Genomic DNA, 17,516 nt, shown 5'->3' on the forward strand with positions numbered 1-17,516 from the left:
CCTAGCCTTAGATCGACAATTTTTTAATGCGTTTACCACCATATAACAGGTTCACAATACAGCGAGTCCCGATAATAGCGGTAAACATTGAGGTTAAAATACCGATAGAAAGTGTGACGGCAAACCCTTTGATGGCTCCAGTACCCACAGCAAATAGAATGATTGCCGTAATCAACGTAGTGATGTTGGCATCAGCAATGGTACTGAACGCGTTAGCATAGCCTTGGTGGATAGCTTGTTGTGGGTTTCGTCCATCACGGAGCTCTTCACGAATACGCTCGAAGATCAGAACGTTAGCATCCACGGCCATACCGACCGTCAATACGATGCCCGCAATACCCGGCAAGGTCATTGTCGCCCCTGGGATCATCGACATCACACCAATAATGAGCACAAGGTTCGCCATCAATGCAATATTGGCAATCAAGCCAAAACCACGGTAGTAAAGCAGCGTAAAGAGCATCACCGCAACCATACCCCAGATGCAGGCTTGAATGCCCATATCGATATTTTGCTGCCCCATTGATGGACCAATGGTACGCTCTTCAACAATAGAGATTGGCGCAATTAACGCACCTGCACGCAGTAAAAGTGCAAGGTTTTGAGCTTCTGCAGCAGAGTCAATTCCCGTGATACGGAAGTTACGCCCAAGAGCCGACTGAATCGTTGCTTGGTTGATCACTTCTTCATGCTTATCCAGAATCACTTTGCCATCAGGTGTCCGACGGCCGCTGTCTTTGTACTCTGCAAATACCGTTGCCATAAGCTTGCCAATGTTCTTTTTAGAGAACGCCGACATCTTATTTCCGCCTTCGCTATCTAACGAAATGTTCACTTGCGGGCGACCATATTCATCCATGCTAGAGCTGGCATCCGTGATACTTTGACCACCTAGAATCACGCGTTTTTTCAAGACAACCGGGCGACCATTACGATCAGATTTGATTTCACTCCCAGCAGGAGCGCGACCAGAAGCCGCGGCGGCTAAATCAGCCTTGTCATCAACTTCACGAAACTCAAGAGTCGCGGTTGCACCAAGAATTTCTTTAGCACGAGCGGTATCTTGAACCCCCGGTAACTCAACCACAATGCGGCTGGCACCTTGGCGCTGCACTAAGGGTTCAGCGACCCCTAATTCGTTAACACGGTTACGCAAAATCGTGATGTTCTGCTCAACGGCGTAATTTCGAACTTCCTGCAAACGCTGCTCAGTAAATTGAGCAATCAGCGCAAAGCGACCGTCAGCCTTAGACGTAGTAAAAGTCATATCAGGATGTTTCGACGTTAATGCTTGCTGTGCTTGCTCTAATTGCTCATCGTCACGCAAAGTGACTTCCACTCGGTCGTTGCCCACTGAGCGAATAGCACGGTAGCGAATTTTGTCATCACGCAGTTCGCTGCGAAACGCTTCTTCTTGCTGACCAATCAATTTTTCCATTGCGGCATCCATATCCACTTCCATTAAGAAGTGAACACCACCACGCAGATCAAGGCCAAGCTTCATCGGTGCCGCGCCAATCGATTCCAACCAAGAAGGCGTTGAAGGAGCAAGGTTAAGTGCAACAATTGTATCTTTGCCTAACGCTTCACTCACCACATCACGCGCACTGATTTGAGTATCGGTATCGTTAAATCGAACAAGAATTGATCCATTCTCTAGAGCAATGGATTTATGAGAAAGGCTCTCTTTATCAAGAGCTTTGGTGACAGCATCCAGCGTTGACATATCAACAGAGGCGCCACGCGCCCCTGTAATTTGAATTGCCGGATCTTCACCGTAAATATTTGGAAGTGCATATAAAGCAGAGAGAGTGATGGCGAACACCACTAACAAATACTTCCATAACGGATAACGGTTTAGCACAGCAAGGATCCTTTAGCTGTTATAAAGACTTAAGCGTACCTTTTGGTAGCACCGCTGTAATGAAATCTTTTTTGATCACAATTTCATTGTTCACATTCAGTTCGATAGAGATGTAATCGCTGTCTTCTGCGATTTTAGTGATTTTACCCACTAAACCGCCACTGGTTAACACTTCATCACCTTTAGTCATGGCGGCCATCAAACTTTTATGCTCTTTAACACGTTTGGCTTGTGGGCGGTAAATCATGAAGTAGAAAATAACCGCAAACATACCAAGCATGATCAGCATTTCATAACCGCCACCTTGTGATGCACCTTCACCTGCTGCGTGTGCTACAGAAATTAAACTCATTGAAAACGTCCTCTAAAATATTGTTGTGTAATGTAATTCTAATTGGGCTGCGTTGGCTTAATTTCAAGTTTATCACTTCACAAATTAAGCAAAACGCAGCAAAACCGTTATTGGCCCATTGGTGGAACTTCACGATTGCGACGAGCATAAAACTCCTCAACAAACGCGTCGAAGCGATCTTCTTCAATCGCTAAACGAATGCTTGCCATCAGGCGTTGGTAATAACGTAAGTTATGAATAGTATTTAAACGCGCACCCAGAATTTCGTTACAACGATCCAGATGGTGTAAATACGACTTCGAATAATTTTTGCAAGTGTAACAGTCACAATGCGGATCCAGCGCAGTTGTATCGGTTTTATGTACTGCATTACGGATCTTGATCACACCACCCGTCACAAATAGATGGCCATTACGTGCATTTCGCGTTGGCATCACACAGTCAAACATATCGATACCGCGACGTACCCCTTCCACTAAGTCTTCAGGTTTACCGACACCCATCAGGTAGCGTGGTTTGTCTTCTGGCAATTGTGGACAGGTGTGCTCAAGTACACGGTGCATGTCTTCTTTAGGTTCACCCACCGCTAAGCCACCAACCGCGTAGCCATCAAATCCGATCTCGGTTAAGCCTTTCACGGAAACATCACGCAAATCTTCGTAAACACTGCCTTGCACGATACCAAATAGCGAGTTGGTGTTCTCTAATTTGTCGAAATGGTCACGTGAACGCTGCGCCCAACGTAAAGACATCTCCATTGATTTTTTCGCTTCGTCGTGCGTCGCAGGGTACGGCGTACACTCATCGAAAATCATCACAATGTCAGAGCCCAGATCTTTTTGAATTTCCATCGACTTTTCTGCGTCCATGAAAATCTTGTCACCATTTACTGGGTTACGAAAATGCACTCCTTCTTCCGTGATTTTGCGAATATCACCCAAGCTAAACACTTGGAAACCACCTGAATCGGTGAGGATCGGGCCTTGCCAGTTCATAAAATCATGCAAGTCACCGTGCATTTTCATCACTTCTTGGCCAGGGCGCAGCCACAGGTGAAAAGTATTACCGAGCAAAATTTCTGCGCCCGTCTCTTTTACTTCTTCCGGTGTCATGCCCTTTACTGTGCCGTAAGTACCTACAGGCATGAATGCCGGTGTTTGCACAGTGCCACGTTCAAAGGTTAATTGCCCACGGCGAGCATTTCCGTTTTTCTTTTTAAGTTCGTATGTTAACTTCACGAAGCCTCCAATGTCAGAGAAACAGTCTGACGTATCATGATTAGGTGCAAGCACCCCTCTAGAGCGGTCGCCAATTCCTAGCGAAAAACGAAGCGGAGCTTCTTCTCCTAGCGTAATGCTAGCACTCGTTAATTGGTGTTCTTGGTGATAAACATCGCATCACCATAACTAAAGAAACGATATTGATGTTTCACGGCATGCGCGTACGCGGCCATAGTATGCTCATAACCTGCAAAAGCGCTGACGAGCATAATCAGTGTCGACTCTGGCAAGTGGAAGTTAGTGATTAAACAATCCACCAACTGATACTCATAACCAGGGAAGATAAAAATTTCAGTATCACCAAAAAAAGGAACCAGCTCAGTGCCCTTTTTAAGCGCATCTTGCGCGGCACTTTCCAGTGAGCGCACCGACGTAGTTCCAACAGCGATCACTCGACCACCACGCGCTTTAGTCGCGTTGACGGCATCGACTACCTCTTGTGGCACTTCAACATATTCTGCATGCATATGGTGATCGTGAATATTGTCGACTCGTACTGGCTGGAAGGTTCCAGCGCCAACATGCAAGGTTACATAAGCAAATTCGACGCCTTTCGCTTTGATTTGCTCAAGCAGAGCCTCATCGAAATGCAAACCGGCGGTCGGTGCAGCGACAGCTCCCGGTTTTTGGTTGTATACGGTTTGATAACGCTCTTTATCAGCATCTTCATCAGGGCGGTCAATGTAAGGCGGCAACGGCATATGGCCAATCTCGTTTAAGATCTCCAGTACCGTCTTTGACGCTGTAAAACGAATCTCGAACAGCGCGTCATGGCGAGCCACCATCTGTGCATGATATTCGTCATGCTCTCCTAAATACAACTCACTGCCCGGTTTTGGCGGCTTAGATGAGCGAACATGAGCTAAAATCGTCTGTTCATCCAACATTCGTTCGACCAATACTTCCAGTTTGCCGCCTGAAGCTTTGCGCCCAAACATGCGAGCCGGGATGACACGTGTATTGTTAAAAACCAATAAATCGCCGGGCTGAACTCGGTCAAGAACGTCTTTAAATGAGCCATCCGCCAGTTCACCGCTGTTACCGTCTAATTGCAGTAAGCGACTCGCCGTACGTTCAGCCGTTGGGTAACGAGCAATCAGCTCATCGGGAAGTTCAAAGTGAAAGTCTGAAACTTGCATAGTTCTTATCTTGTTCGTTTTGAGTGGATGACGTAATTTTTTTAAGCGCCGTAGTATATACGTAAACACCTTCGCTCGTCAGACCCAGATCTAAATTTAATGTAATTAAACATGAAAATGGCACCCAATCTTTACGCATCAATCAAAGTAAAAATAGCGGGAGCTCTCAGATATTTTGCGCAGAAAAAACTATAGTTGAATCAGGTCAATAATAAAAAGGAGCTCGTTATGATCAAAATTGAAGACATGATGACTCGCAACCCCCATACCCTGTTGCGTACACACACGTTAGCCGATGCTAAGCACACTATGGAAGCGTTGGATATTCGCCATATCCCTATCGTCGATCCACACAAAAAACTACTCGGTATCATTACTCATCGAGATATTCTTGCCGCGCAAGAGTCGAGCTTAAAAAACATCCCTGAAGATCAATCATATACACTGACAACGCCGTTATATGAGGTGATGCATACTAAAATTATGACGGTTGACCCGCGAGCGGGGTTAAAAGAGAGTGCTATCTACATGCAAAAACATAAAGTAGGCTGCTTACCCGTTGTAGATAAAGGCCAACTAGTGGGCATTATTACTGACACGGACTTTATTGGGGTAGCTGTTACCTTACTTGAGCTACAAGAAGAGAGTGAACCGGACGAAGTCGATATTGAATAACGCTCACTCCCTAATATAAGTGCCTCACATAAAAAAGAGCGGCTTACGCCGCTCAAAGGTGTTACACAGATAATGATTGGGAAGTATCGCTAATTAAAATTGGTCTTCTTCGGTAGAGCCCGTTAACGCGGTCACGGAAGAGCTGCCACCTTGGATGGTATTGGTCATCCGGTCAAAGTAACCCGTTCCCACCTCTTGTTGGTGTGCAACAAAGGTATAACCTCTTGATGCTGCTTCAAACTCTGGACGCTGAACTTTCTCAACGTAATGACGCATACCTTCGCCTTGCGCGTAAGCATGTGCTAACTCAAACATGTTGTACCACATGTTATGAATGCCCGCTAAAGTAATGAATTGATATTTGTATCCCATGTCCGACAACTCTTGCTGGAAACGAGCAATGGTGTCTGCGTCCAAGTTTTTCTCCCAGTTGAAAGAGGGAGAACAGTTATAAGCCAGCAGTTGATCTGGGTATTGCGCTAGAATTGCTTCGGCAAATTGGCGGGCTTCATCCAAATCAGGCTTAGCGGTTTCACACCACACGAGATCAGCATACGGCGCGTAAGCGAGACCGCGTGAAATCGCTTGCTCAATCCCAGCATTCACGCGATAGAAACCTTCTTGAGTACGCTCGCCTTGGATAAAATCACGATCGTATGCGTCGCAATCCGAGGTCAGTAGATCCGCCGCGTTTGCATCAGTACGAGCAATGACCAAAGTGGTTGTCCCTGATACGTCAGCGGCCAAACGTGCCGCAATCAATTTTTGAACCGCTTCTTGAGTCGGAACCAGAACCTTGCCGCCCATGTGTCCGCATTTTTTTACTGACGCCAACTGATCTTCAAAGTGCACACCGGCCGCCCCTGCTTCAATCATCGACTTCATCAACTCGTAAGCATTGAGTACGCCACCAAATCCGGCTTCAGCATCGGCAACAATCGGTAAGAAGTAATCAATACCACCTTCATCTTCCGGTGATTTTCCGGCCGCCCACTGAATTTGATCAGCACGACGAAACGAGTTGTTGATGCGCTTGACCACCGATGGAACAGAATCGACTGGATAGAGCGATTGGTCTGGGTACATGGTGGAAGCGGTGTTGTTATCTGCCGCTACTTGCCAGCCGGAGAGATAAATCGCCTCAATTCCCGCTTTGGCTTGTTGTACCGCTTGACCACCTGTCAATGCACCCAAACAGTTCACATAACCTTTTTTGGCACTGCCGTTAACCAGTGACCACAATTTATCAGCGCCACGTTGGGCCAAGGTGTTGGCTGGAGTGATTGAACCGCGCAGATCAACCACTTCAGCAGCAGTATAAGTACGCTTTACATTTTTCCAGCGTGGGTTGGTTGCCCAATCTTTTTCTAGAGCTTCGATTTGTTGGCGGCGAGTTAATGTCATGGTCTATCCCTCTTATTTTGATGCGCAAGCGCACTGTCATCCTTTTCTCAGCAGTACGACCTATTCTGCTTTTGAAAACAGCTTCACGTTATTGGTTGTCAGTAATTGGTTATTAGTTATTGGTTTTAAATCTCATCAATCTAGGTAGTCATAACCCGGAACGGTGAGAAAATGAGTCAGCTCATCGCTGGTAGTTAAGCGAGCCATCAATTGTGCCGCTTCGCTAAAGCGTCCTTGTGCAAATCGCTGCGTGCCGATTTCCTGTTTCACAACTTCAATTTCTTGCGCAAGATACTGCTCAAAAAGCGCTTTGGTAACAATCTGACCGTTATCCAAGGCTTTTCCATGCTTGATCCATTGCCATATTGACGCTCGAGAAATCTCTGCAGTCGCCGCATCTTCCATCAAACCATAAATGGGGACACAGCCATTGCCGGAGATCCATGCTTCGATGTACTGAAGTGCAACTCGAATATTATGACGCATGCCCTGTTCGGTACGTTCCCCTTCACATGGGGTCAACAGCTCATTGGCATGAATCGGCGCATCAGACAGACGCGTAACATCTAATTGGTTACAACGCTCGCCCAGTACTTGGTCAAAGACCGCTTTTGCCGTATCCGCTAAACCGGGATGGGCAACCCAAGTACCGTCATGACCATTATTGGCTTCGAGTAATTTATCGTGATGAATTTTATCGAGAACCAACTGATTTTCTTGGGGATCTTTAGCTGGAATGAACGCGGCCATACCGCCCATCGCAAATGCGCCACGCTTATGACAGGTGTAGATCAGTAAGCGTGAATAGGCGTTAAGAAACGGCTTTTCCATTGTGACAACTTGGCGATCTGGTAGCACCCGATCCGGATAATTTTTCAATGTCTTGATATAACTGAAAATGTAATCCCAGCGGCCACAATTTAAGCCGACAATGTGTTCTTTAAGCGAGAACAATATTTCGTCCATCTCGAACACGGCGGGTAAGGTTTCAATCAATACGGTGGCTTTAATGGTGCCAGTTTCTAACCCAAAATACTCTTCGGTAAAATGGAAAACGTCACTCCACCACTTTGCTTCTTGATAGGCCTGAAGTTTTGGAAGATAAAAATAAGGGCCACTGCCTTTTTTAAGCAATGATTTATAGTTGTTGTAAAAGTAGAGTGCAAAATCAAACAGCGAACCCGGAATACTTTGCCCTGCATATTTAATATGCTTTTCTTTAAGGTGCAGACCGCGTACCCGACAAATGAGCACCGCTGGGTTATCTTTAAGCTGGTAGCACTTACCATTGTCAGGATTGGTATAGCTAATGGTTCCTTCAATGGCATCACGCAAATTGACTTGCCCATCCAGCACTTTATCCCATGCTGGTGACATCGAATCCTCAAAATCCGCCATGAACACTTTGACGTTAGCATTCAATGCATTGATCACCATTTTTCGGTCGGTTGGCCCCGTAATCTCCACTCGACGATCTTGTAAATCGTGTGGGATACCGAGAATTTTCCAGCTTCCTTCGCGAATATCTTGCGTATCCTTGAGAAAATCCGGCAGTTCTCCGTTATCAATACGTGTTTGTCGCTCTTCTCGTGCATCCAGCAGCGAATCAACACGGCTTGCAAATTTAGCACACAGAGTGGACAAGAAGATTTGGGCTTCTGAAGGGAAAATAGCTTGGTGATGTGGGCCAACGGCACCAACAACCTCAAGCTTGGCTTCGTGGTGTTCTTTGCTGAGTGCTAACTCTGTTTCTGGGGTCTGTGCAAACATAACGCTCTTCCTTAAAACCATTCCAACTACATTTGTAATTTAAAAACCACAAATTCAAATGCTCATTTTTTGCTATCCACTGACTTATCTCTACCGACACTTTCTCTCAGTCAATCCAATATTTCAAGCCTAACCAAGCTAGACATAAGTCTTACAAAACCTTATTAAACCTTACATCAACTCATCATTCAGCAAAAGAGACAAAGTTAATAAAAGGTTAAAAACAAAGTTTTATCCCGTTTCAAACCTATGTTTGATTTCCTTGTTAAATATGAAAGTTATTACGTTATTTTATTACACAACTCAAAAAGGCAGATTTTAGTTTTAAACAGACGTTCGAAATGATGTGAGACGCAGTAAGGCTTGAATTTACGACTAACCGAGCGAGACAGATGGCTTCTTTTTAAACGCAAGAGAAAATAGGATGTGTAAAATTGTGGCTGTAAAGATTTTTGATTTTATGAAAACTTCATCAAGAATTGTTTGTAAAATTTTACAAGTTTAAAAACACTAACAGAATAAAAAACTGAAAAAAGCCACATTAAAAGTGACTTTTTGATTTTTTAGGCAAAGGAAAGAGTAAGACTAATCGCTAAAGTAAACCAGAAACCACATCCGCTAACTGCTTAAAAGTGTGAGTTCGCGATGAACTTGGCCGCCAGACTAAACCAATCTCTCGATACGCTTGCTGGCCAGGAGGCTCGATGACCACTAAATTTTGGTTTTCAACTAAGCCATGATTGATTGCCATTTGTGGAATGAAAGTCGTCCCTAAACCATTGGCGACCATCTGCACTAAGGTATGTAAACTGGTTGCGGTAAATGGATTAATTTTCTCTTTGGCGGTCAACTTGCAAGCCGACACAGCATGATCCGTTAAACAGTGCACATTTTCGAGCAAAAACACCGATTCATCAGGCAGGTCAGCATACTTGATTGGCACACGGATGCTATCCATTTGATGACGGCTGATCACCATTTTGAATGGATCAATCCCCACGACTCGACTCTCCATTTTGCCGATATCGACAGGCAAAGCCAAAATCAACACATCAAGCTCTCCATGACGCAGTGCAGCCAAAAGGTTCGTCGTCGTATCTTCTCGTAATAATAAGTTCAACTTCGGAAAGCGGACATTCACTTCTTGCACTAAATCACACAGTAAAAATGGAGCAATGGTTGGAATACAACCCAGCTTAAGCTGACCTTGCATCTCATCGCCTTGGCAAACCTTGCCGAGTTCCACTAAATCTTGTCCTTTGGCAAGTAACTCTCTTCCTTGGCTAACAACCAGCTCTCCTGCTTGAGTAAACACTAACGGAGCTTTCTTATCCTTTTCATAAAGCGGGCAACCTATTAATTCCTCTAAATTTTGGATCCCTTTACTTAGGGTAGATTGACTAACAAAACAACGTTCAGCGGCATCACTAAAGTGCCGTGTTTCGTAGAGTGTTACTAAATAGTGCAACTGCTTCAAACTGGGCCATTTATTCATCGTTCTACTACTATCTTATTTGAGTGCCGTTTCTGATTCCGTCATTAGAGCTCATCGCTTTTTTCGATGAGACTAATCTATTTATTTCGCTTTTTACTATCCTACAATCTGTACTATAGTTTGTCTCGTTCAAAAACGGACTGGACCAGTGCTCATCACTGGTTTGGAACTAAACCTTATTCTTAGGAGCAAAAAAATGGTACTAGTTGGTCGTAAAGCCCCTGATTTTACTGCAGCAGCTGTTCTTGGTAACGGTGAAATCGTTGATAGCTTCAACTTCGCAGAATTTACTAAAGGTAAGAAAGCGGTTGTTTTCTTCTACCCACTAGACTTCACTTTCGTTTGCCCATCAGAGCTTATCGCTTTTGACAAACGCTTCGAAGATTTCCAAGCGAAAGGCGTTGAAGTAATCGGTGTATCTATCGATTCTCAATTCTCTCACAACGCATGGCGTAATACCGCTATCGAAAACGGTGGCATTGGCCAAGTAAAATACCCGCTAATCGCTGACGTGAAGCACGAAATCTGTAAAGCGTACGATGTTGAACACCCAGAAGCAGGCGTTGCTTTCCGTGGTTCTTTCCTCATCGACGAAGATGGTCTTGTACGTCACCAAGTTGTGAACGACCTACCACTAGGCCGTAACATCGACGAAATGCTACGTATGGTTGATGCGCTTAACTTCCACCAAAAGAATGGTGAAGTGTGCCCAGCACAGTGGGAAGAAGGCAAAGCCGGTATGGATGCATCTCCAAAAGGTGTTGCAGCATTCCTAGCTGAGCACTCAGACGACCTAGGCAAAAAATAATTCTCCTTAGCCCGCGCTCAACTCGGGTCAATGGTTGGACATATAATAAAGCGTAAAACGCATCGCCAATCAGTTAAGAAGTAAAGTCCTTATCCAAGCCCAAAGCTAACGCTTTGGGCTTTTTCGTTGTCGTTCATTTAGCGAAAATGAGGCAGCATTGGTTGGTAAACTTTACCCCTATTTCTCACCTCAATCACACAGACGTCACTACTCTAACTTGCTAACATTAACCAAATTTTTCCAGTAGGATTTTACTATGAATATTCAAGTTGAAGTGTGTATTGATAATATTGAATCGCTACACAACGCCATTAAAGGCGGGGCTACTCGCATTGAATTGTGTTCGTCGCTCGCATTGGGTGGACTGACGCCCAGCTTTGGTTTAATGAAAAAGGCCGCACAAATATCGAGCGTTCCTGTTTACGCGATGATTCGTCCACGTCAAGGCGACTTTCTTTATGATCAGGATGATCTCGATTCGATGTTGATCGATATCGAGATGGCAAAACAGGCGGGACTAGACGGCATCGTCTTTGGTATTTTGAATCCGAATCGCACCATCAACCTTGAAGCAAGCTTACTGATGATGCAAGCTGCGCAAGGGTTGGGTACCACTTTCCACCGTGCGATTGATCAATGCCACAGCTATGAACAAGCGATTGAAGACATTGCAAAATTAGGGTGTGAGCGTGTACTTACTTCAGGGTTAGCGCCAGATGCCTATGCAGGACGAGCCGTAATTTCACACATGGTGAAACTGGCGAATGGCCGATTCTCTATTATGGCTGGGGCTGGCTTAAACGCATCAAACGTGGCTGACATTATCCGTGAAACGGGCATCACTGAAGTGCATTTGTCCGGCAAAACCACGCGTGCAAGTAGCATGGATATGATCGCCAATGCGGTGAGAATGGGCCAAGAGTCTGTCGATGACACCCTCATCCCAATTACCGATCCGGCTAAAATCCAAGAGGTATTACGCCAGCTTTCTTAACTTCGGCGACCGTTATGTCTTGATGTAAGGTGAATAACTTTCCTTCACCTTACTTTATCCAAAAGGCTATTTGAGGATGTCATCAATCGATTGTTTACCTAAGTGGCGCACATCCTTACCTTTGACAAAATAGATGATGTATTCGCAGATATTCTGGCAGCGATCGCCCACGCGTTCGATGGCTCGTGCAGACCACATGACTTGTAATATATGTGGGATATTTTTAGGGTCTTCCATCATATAGGTCATCAGTTGGCGGATCACTGCTTCGTATTCGGCATCCAGCTTGTCATCCAAGCGGTACACTTCAGCAGCCGATTCAAGATCCATCCGCGCAAAAGCATCCAACACTTGGTGCAACATTGCAATGGCTTGTCGGCATAGAGGTTCAAGAGAAACTCGAAATTTGCTCTCTTTAGGTGAAGGGCTTTCGATAGTGACGTAGGCAATTTTGGTGGCAACATCACCAATTCGTTCAAGGTCGGTGATGGTTTTGATGATCGCCATGATCAAGCGCAGATCCTTAGCTGTCGGTTGTCGCTTAGCGATAATACGCGTGCAAGCCTCATCAATAGAGACTTCCATCGCATTCACTTTGTGATCATCCCGAACGACTTTTCTGGCCAGATCGGCATCATCTTTATGCAATGCTTGCATCGCAAAAGAGAGTTGTTGCTCCACCAGCCCGCCCATCGTCAATACATGAGTGCGAATCGATTCAAGTTCAACATTGAACTGTCCTGAAATGTGGCGACCTAGATGCATCATCGTTCCTTTTGAATATCGCTATTGACGAAAGTATTAACCATATCGACCAGTAATATAGTCTTCCGTCTGTTTTTTCAATGGGGAGGTGAAAATAGAGTCAGTATCCGCATACTCAATCAATTTCCCCATATGGATAAAAGCCGTATGATCGCTCACTCTTGCCGCTTGTTGCATGTTGTGCGTCACAATCACCACTGTGTATTTGGTTTTGAGATCGTTAATCAACTCTTCGATGGTCAACGTAGAAATAGGATCTAACGCGGACGTTGGCTCATCAAGCAACAGCACTTCTGGCTCAATAGCAATCGCTCTGGCGATCACTAAGCGTTGCTGCTGCCCACCCGAAAGGCCAAATGCATTTTCATGTAGGCGATGCTTCACTTCATCCCATAACGCAGCGGCTCTTAAAGCTCGCTCAACTGAGTCATCTAAAGTACGGCTATTTTTAATTCCTTGTAGACGAAGCCCATACACCACGTTTTCATAAATGGATTTCGGAAATGGGTTGGGGCGTTGGAATACCATCCCCACTCGGCGGCGCAACGTGGCAACATCCACATCTGGATGATAGACATTTCTACCATGCAATTTGACTTCACCTTCAACTCGACACCCTTCGACCAGATCGTTCATCCGGTTAATACAGCGCAGTAAGGTTGACTTACCACAACCGGAAGGGCCGATAAACGCCGTTACTTGTCCTTTGGGAATACGCATTGAGATATGGCTCAGCGCACAAGTCTGTTTATAGAACAGATTCAGATCTTCAATCGCAATCGCCGTTTGTTGATCGCTCAGATTATTGACATCTAACGGGGCGTGATAACCCAAAGTTTGATTGATGGAAAACATAATTAATCTTGCCCTAACGTTCGATATTTCTCACGCAAGTTATTGCGGATACTGATGGCCGTTAAATTCAGTGCCACAATCACTGTCACCAATAAAAATGAAGTGGCGTACACCAGTGGCCTAGCCGCTTCGATGTTGGTCGTTTGGAAACCAACATCGTAAATATGAAAACCTAAGTGCATGAATTTTCGCTCAAGATGTACAAAGGGAAACTCGCCATCCACAGGCAAACTTGACGCCAGTTTGACCACACCCACCAGCATCAAAGGGGCAACCTCACCCGCGGCTCGCGCAATGGCGAGGATAAGCCCAGTAATAATCGCAGGGCTTGCCATTGGCAATACTATGCGCCAAATCGTCTCAAAATGGGTAGCGCCCAATGCTAACGAGCCATGGCGTACTGCGCTGGGAATCCGTGTTAACCCTTCTTCCGTCGTCACAATCACTACGGGTAGAGTTAACACCGCTAATGTGAGCGCCGACCACAGTAAGCCAGGCGTACCAAAAGTGGGGGCTGGTAACCTTTCGCTATAGAGTAGCGTATCAATCGATGAGCCTATGGTGTAAACAAAAAAACCAAGACCAAATACCCCATAAACAATCGATGGCACACCAGCAAGGTTGATAACCGCAACACGAATGATACGAGTAAATAGATTCTCTTTTGCGTATTCGTGCAGATAAATAGCCGCCACAACACCAAGTGGCATGACAATAACCGACATCAACAACACCAATAGCACTGTACCAAAGATGGCTGGAAATACGCCGCCTTCAGAGTTCGATTCTCGGGGATCTTCTGATAGGAAGAGCCACACCTGCTTTCCCCACTGGACCAATTTTTGCCCCAAAGTCATATCATTGGGATACCAAATATCGAGAATTTGACTAAGTGGAATCGCCACTCGTTGCCCACTCATCTCTTCAACAATCAACGACGGTCCATTCATTTGCTGGCGCAGCGCATCTAGCTTTTGTTCGGCAATAGCTAATTGGCTATCCAAATCCTGCTTTTTATGAAAATAGTGATCTAAATAGGTTCGTTCTAGCTTTCCATTGAGTTCTTTACGACGCTTCTCTAAACGTAATTTTTCGGCGGCAAAGCCAATGACTCGGATCTCTTGGTCAATCACATCGTCAATTTGCTCTCTCAATAACGCGACATCCTGCATCCCTGCAGCGAGCATGGTCTGAACATCCGAACTCTCGCTTCCATCGGTTTGCACATAAGCAATCGGCTTGCCATAAAACTGTCCGTTACTCTTACGTTCTATTACCGCCCACCCGCTAGGCATTTGTTTATCCGACAGTTTAACATCCAGTATCGAAACAAAGTCCGCATGATTTCGCTCTCGGTTAGCGACTTTGATACTGAGCCGCTTCACTTCCCCAGCATCCAGTATGGCTTTGGGCCATGTAATATCTAACGCTCTTAAGTGTGTTAATGGCACATTTTCCTCAGAGTAGAGCTGACCAACCAGTGCTTGCCCCTCTTGAGTTTGCCATTGATAAAGTGGCGTCGGCCAAAAATAGGTTAATCCTTTCCAACCAATAAACAGGAGCAAGCCCAATACCGAAATCAGGCTGATGCTGACAGCACCGCCTGTTAACCATATCCAAGGTGAACCTGATTGAAACCACTTAAACATTTGTGATGATTTTTCCCAATTGATTACAAAGCACCTTGATTACAAAGCGCGATATTTGGCACGCAACCTTTGTCTGACCCATTCAGCAATCGAGTTCACACAAAAGGTGAACATGAGTAGCAATAGTGCCGCTAAAAAAAGCAACCGATAATGGGAGTTCCCCACTTCCGACTCTGGTAACTCAACCGCAATCGTTGCCGATAAGGTGCGCATCCCTTCTAAAATATTCCAATCTAAAATGGGTGTATTACCCGTCGCCATAAGAACGATCATTGTTTCTCCGACGGCTCGCCCCAAGCCCATCATGATCGCCGAGAATATGCCAGGACTTGCCGTTAACAACACGACTTTGGTTAATGTCTGCCAAGGTGTTGCGCCTAATGCTAATGACCCATCAGAAAGATGTTTAGGTACGGAAAAGATCGCATCTTCCGCAATAGTGAAAATGGTTGGAATGACGGCAAAGCCCATAGCAAAACCAACCACCAGCGCATTGCGCTGATCAAAATCGATGCCGTTTTGCGCGAGATAAATCTGAATATCGCCATCAAATAGCCAAACTTCAATTTGGCTGCTATACGAAAAGATAACCACTGCACTAACGACTAATACGGGGATTAGTATCAATGCGTGCCACCCATTTGAAAAATTTCGCACCCATGCTCTCGGTAACAGGTGCCAACCTAGCCCAACGAGTAACATCACAATGGGTAAAAATAGCAGCAGCGCTCCGACCGCCGCGAGATGGCTTTCAATTAATGGTGCAAACCACAACCCCGCTAAAAAACCAATAATGACGGTTGGTAACGCTTCCATCAATTCAATCGACGGCTTCACCACTCGGCGCATTCTCGGTGACATAAAATAAGCCGTGTAAATCGCGCCAAACACCGCAATCGGTATTGCAAATAACATTGCGTATGCTGCGGCCTTAAGAGTGCCAAAGGCTATCGGTACTAGGCTAAACTTAGGCTCAAATTCATCGTTCGCTGACGTCGATTGCCACACATATTGAGGCTCTGGATAACTTTCGTACCACACTTTTTGCCACAATGATGAGAGTGATATTTCAGGATAATCATTATCCACTTTTGCCACGCTGATCTTCTGCTCGCTTAACGTAGCGAGATAAAGCTCATTATTGGACATGGCGGCCAATTGAGGGGCTTTGTTGTACATCCTCTCAAACAACACCAGTTTTTCACTGGTCGTATAATGACTTTGGATTGTGCCATTAGGGTAGAAACTGTAAAAACCTTTGCGATAAGTATCCGGCAGTAACAGCGTCACCTGCGGCGCTAATTTAAACTTACGAATCTGAGTCAGTTGACGTTCTTCATTTTGCAGCACATCAAACCATTGTGACACTAAGCCGTTACGGTGAGTCACCAGTAGCGAATAAGCACCGGACAATAAGTTGATTTGTGTCACGGCTCGATCGGAATTACCTTGGCTTAAATCAACCACTTCTCGCACGAAATAACCTTGACGACTCTTAACTGCAACAACCAATTCGGACCCTGAGCGAAGATAAAGCGTTTTACCATCTGGCGTAAAAAGCAATTGGTCCAAAGAAGGAAATGAGCCTTGAAACACAAAGCGCTGAATTGGCTCGACGTTATCACTCGTTAAGGTTTGTACTATCACCTCATCATTATCGAGATAAGAAGCGAAGAAAAGTACCTCATCAGTAACGGCGAAGGCAAACTGGCGTAACGTTTGCGTTTTATGAGCCAGCCGAAAGGTAGAGGGTAAACTGACGCGCTCAAGATAAGGAGAAAACTGGCGACCTTCCATGCTATGCAGATAACTGAATTTAGGGCGAGCAATAAAGACCTCTCCCGCCGCATTGCTAGCGGCAAACCATCCATCCAGCGGGGGAGCTTGGCTAAAAAGATCAACGCGAATAGGGAGACTATCCGACCACAATGCGTGTTCCGTTTTGCCGTCCAAGGGCCAAAAGTTCATGCTGCCGTCAAGGTCAACAACAAAGGCATTCTCGCCGTATTCATCTATGGCCAAAAATTGAGGATTGGAAGTGGTTATACTCACTTGCGCCACGTTCCTTTCAATTTTTGCGCTACCAAAAAGAGGGAAAACAACCATCGCAAGATAGACAAAAATCAGCACTAAAGCGCCAAGTACACTCACGCCACCAAAACTCACTGCAAGGCGAACCAAACGGTCTTTTATCAACCGTTTTCTGTCACGTTCCTTCAATGAAAATTCACTTGGTGCCATTGCTCTCTCTACCCTTTTTCTTGTCTGCGTATAATATGTAATTTTCGTGACAAGTATATTACAACTCGCAATAAACGACTGAAAATAAAACAACTATACTCAACTTGCCTACTTGAAATAAAAATGTCACATAAAAGGCATAGTTTGCATAATCATCAATACCCGAATTGATTGCTGTGCAGAATCGCACAATCAGCACACAGAGGGTGAGTCAGTAAAAAACGT

14 protein-coding genes are annotated in these 17,516 nt (G+C 45.2%); 3 read left to right on the forward strand and 11 right to left on the reverse strand.

Translation table 11 applies throughout. The features are described 5' to 3' along the window. Positions 1-7: 7 nt before the first annotated feature. From secD to queA, 4 genes are all read right to left on the reverse strand, one after another. Positions 8-1,864 (reverse strand): protein translocase subunit SecD, encoded by a 1,857-nt coding sequence (gene secD, locus N5E84_RS09485; protein ID WP_017044259.1) that lies wholly within the window; start codon positions 1,862-1,864, stop codon positions 8-10. Positions 1,865-1,883: 19 nt separating this feature from the next. After that, entirely contained in the window at positions 1,884-2,216 is a 333-nt protein-coding gene (yajC, locus tag N5E84_RS09490) for a preprotein translocase subunit YajC (RefSeq protein ID WP_013857505.1), read from the reverse strand. Between the two features lie 107 nt (positions 2,217-2,323). Beyond that, positions 2,324-3,454, reverse strand: a complete 1,131-nt coding sequence (gene tgt / locus N5E84_RS09495) for a tRNA guanosine(34) transglycosylase Tgt (protein ID WP_026027700.1) — start codon at positions 3,452-3,454, stop codon at positions 2,324-2,326. 128 nt (positions 3,455-3,582) lie between these two features. Then, positions 3,583-4,635, reverse strand: coding sequence for a tRNA preQ1(34) S-adenosylmethionine ribosyltransferase-isomerase QueA (gene queA / locus N5E84_RS09500; RefSeq protein WP_029388208.1), 1,053 nt, complete (start codon positions 4,633-4,635; stop codon positions 3,583-3,585). 228 nt (positions 4,636-4,863) lie between these two features. Here queA and N5E84_RS09505 point away from each other — a divergent pair, with 228 nt between their 5' ends. Beyond that, on the forward strand, positions 4,864-5,310 hold the full coding sequence (locus N5E84_RS09505; RefSeq protein WP_043004349.1) for a CBS domain-containing protein: 447 nt from the start codon (positions 4,864-4,866) through the stop codon (positions 5,308-5,310). A 93-nt stretch (positions 5,311-5,403) separates the two neighbouring features. On the opposite strand, the gene aceA is transcribed toward N5E84_RS09505, so the two are convergent. From aceA to N5E84_RS09520, 3 genes are all read right to left on the reverse strand, one after another. Then, positions 5,404-6,714 (reverse strand): isocitrate lyase, encoded by a 1,311-nt coding sequence (aceA, locus tag N5E84_RS09510; RefSeq protein ID WP_013857509.1) that lies wholly within the window; start codon positions 6,712-6,714, stop codon positions 5,404-5,406. A 135-nt stretch (positions 6,715-6,849) separates the two neighbouring features. Beyond that, positions 6,850-8,484: a malate synthase A gene (aceB, locus tag N5E84_RS09515; RefSeq protein WP_029388209.1), complete on the reverse strand. Its 1,635-nt coding sequence runs from the start codon at positions 8,482-8,484 to the stop codon at positions 6,850-6,852. Between the two features lie 592 nt (positions 8,485-9,076). Then, on the reverse strand, positions 9,077-9,979 hold the full coding sequence (locus N5E84_RS09520) for a hydrogen peroxide-inducible genes activator (protein ID WP_013857512.1): 903 nt from the start codon (positions 9,977-9,979) through the stop codon (positions 9,077-9,079). A 196-nt stretch (positions 9,980-10,175) separates the two neighbouring features. Between N5E84_RS09520 and N5E84_RS09525 the strand changes: the two genes are divergently transcribed. Together N5E84_RS09525 and N5E84_RS09530 are read left to right on the forward strand one after the other, a co-directional pair. Further along, a complete protein-coding gene (locus tag N5E84_RS09525; protein ID WP_010320425.1) occupies positions 10,176-10,787 on the forward strand; it encodes a peroxiredoxin C in 612 nt (203 codons plus the stop codon). 256 nt (positions 10,788-11,043) lie between these two features. After that, positions 11,044-11,781, forward strand: coding sequence for a copper homeostasis protein CutC (locus tag N5E84_RS09530; RefSeq protein WP_029388210.1), 738 nt, complete (start codon positions 11,044-11,046; stop codon positions 11,779-11,781). Positions 11,782-11,847: 66 nt separating this feature from the next. Here N5E84_RS09530 and phoU read toward each other — a convergent pair whose 3' ends face one another. From phoU to N5E84_RS09550, 4 genes are read right to left on the reverse strand one after another with little or no spacing between them, the layout of a single operon-like run. Beyond that, complete coding sequence (phoU, locus tag N5E84_RS09535) at positions 11,848-12,546, reverse strand: phosphate signaling complex protein PhoU (RefSeq protein WP_010320427.1); 699 nt, start codon at positions 12,544-12,546, stop codon at positions 11,848-11,850. A gap of 36 nt (positions 12,547-12,582) precedes the next feature. Next, positions 12,583-13,401 carry a phosphate ABC transporter ATP-binding protein PstB gene (gene pstB, locus N5E84_RS09540; RefSeq protein WP_010320428.1) on the reverse strand — a complete coding sequence of 273 codons (819 nt, stop codon included), beginning with the start codon at positions 13,399-13,401 and terminating at the stop codon, positions 12,583-12,585. A gap of 2 nt (positions 13,402-13,403) precedes the next feature. After that, complete coding sequence (gene pstA, locus N5E84_RS09545; RefSeq protein ID WP_019282111.1) at positions 13,404-15,050, reverse strand: phosphate ABC transporter permease PstA; 1,647 nt, start codon at positions 15,048-15,050, stop codon at positions 13,404-13,406. 39 nt (positions 15,051-15,089) lie between these two features. Further along, on the reverse strand, positions 15,090-17,291 hold the full coding sequence (locus tag N5E84_RS09550) for an ABC transporter permease subunit (protein ID WP_019282112.1): 2,202 nt from the start codon (positions 17,289-17,291) through the stop codon (positions 15,090-15,092). Positions 17,292-17,516 lie beyond the last annotated feature (225 nt).

This window comes from Vibrio sp. J502 (genome assembly GCF_025397955.1).
Taxonomy (GTDB): Bacteria; Pseudomonadota; Gammaproteobacteria; order Enterobacterales; family Vibrionaceae; genus Vibrio; species Vibrio anguillarum.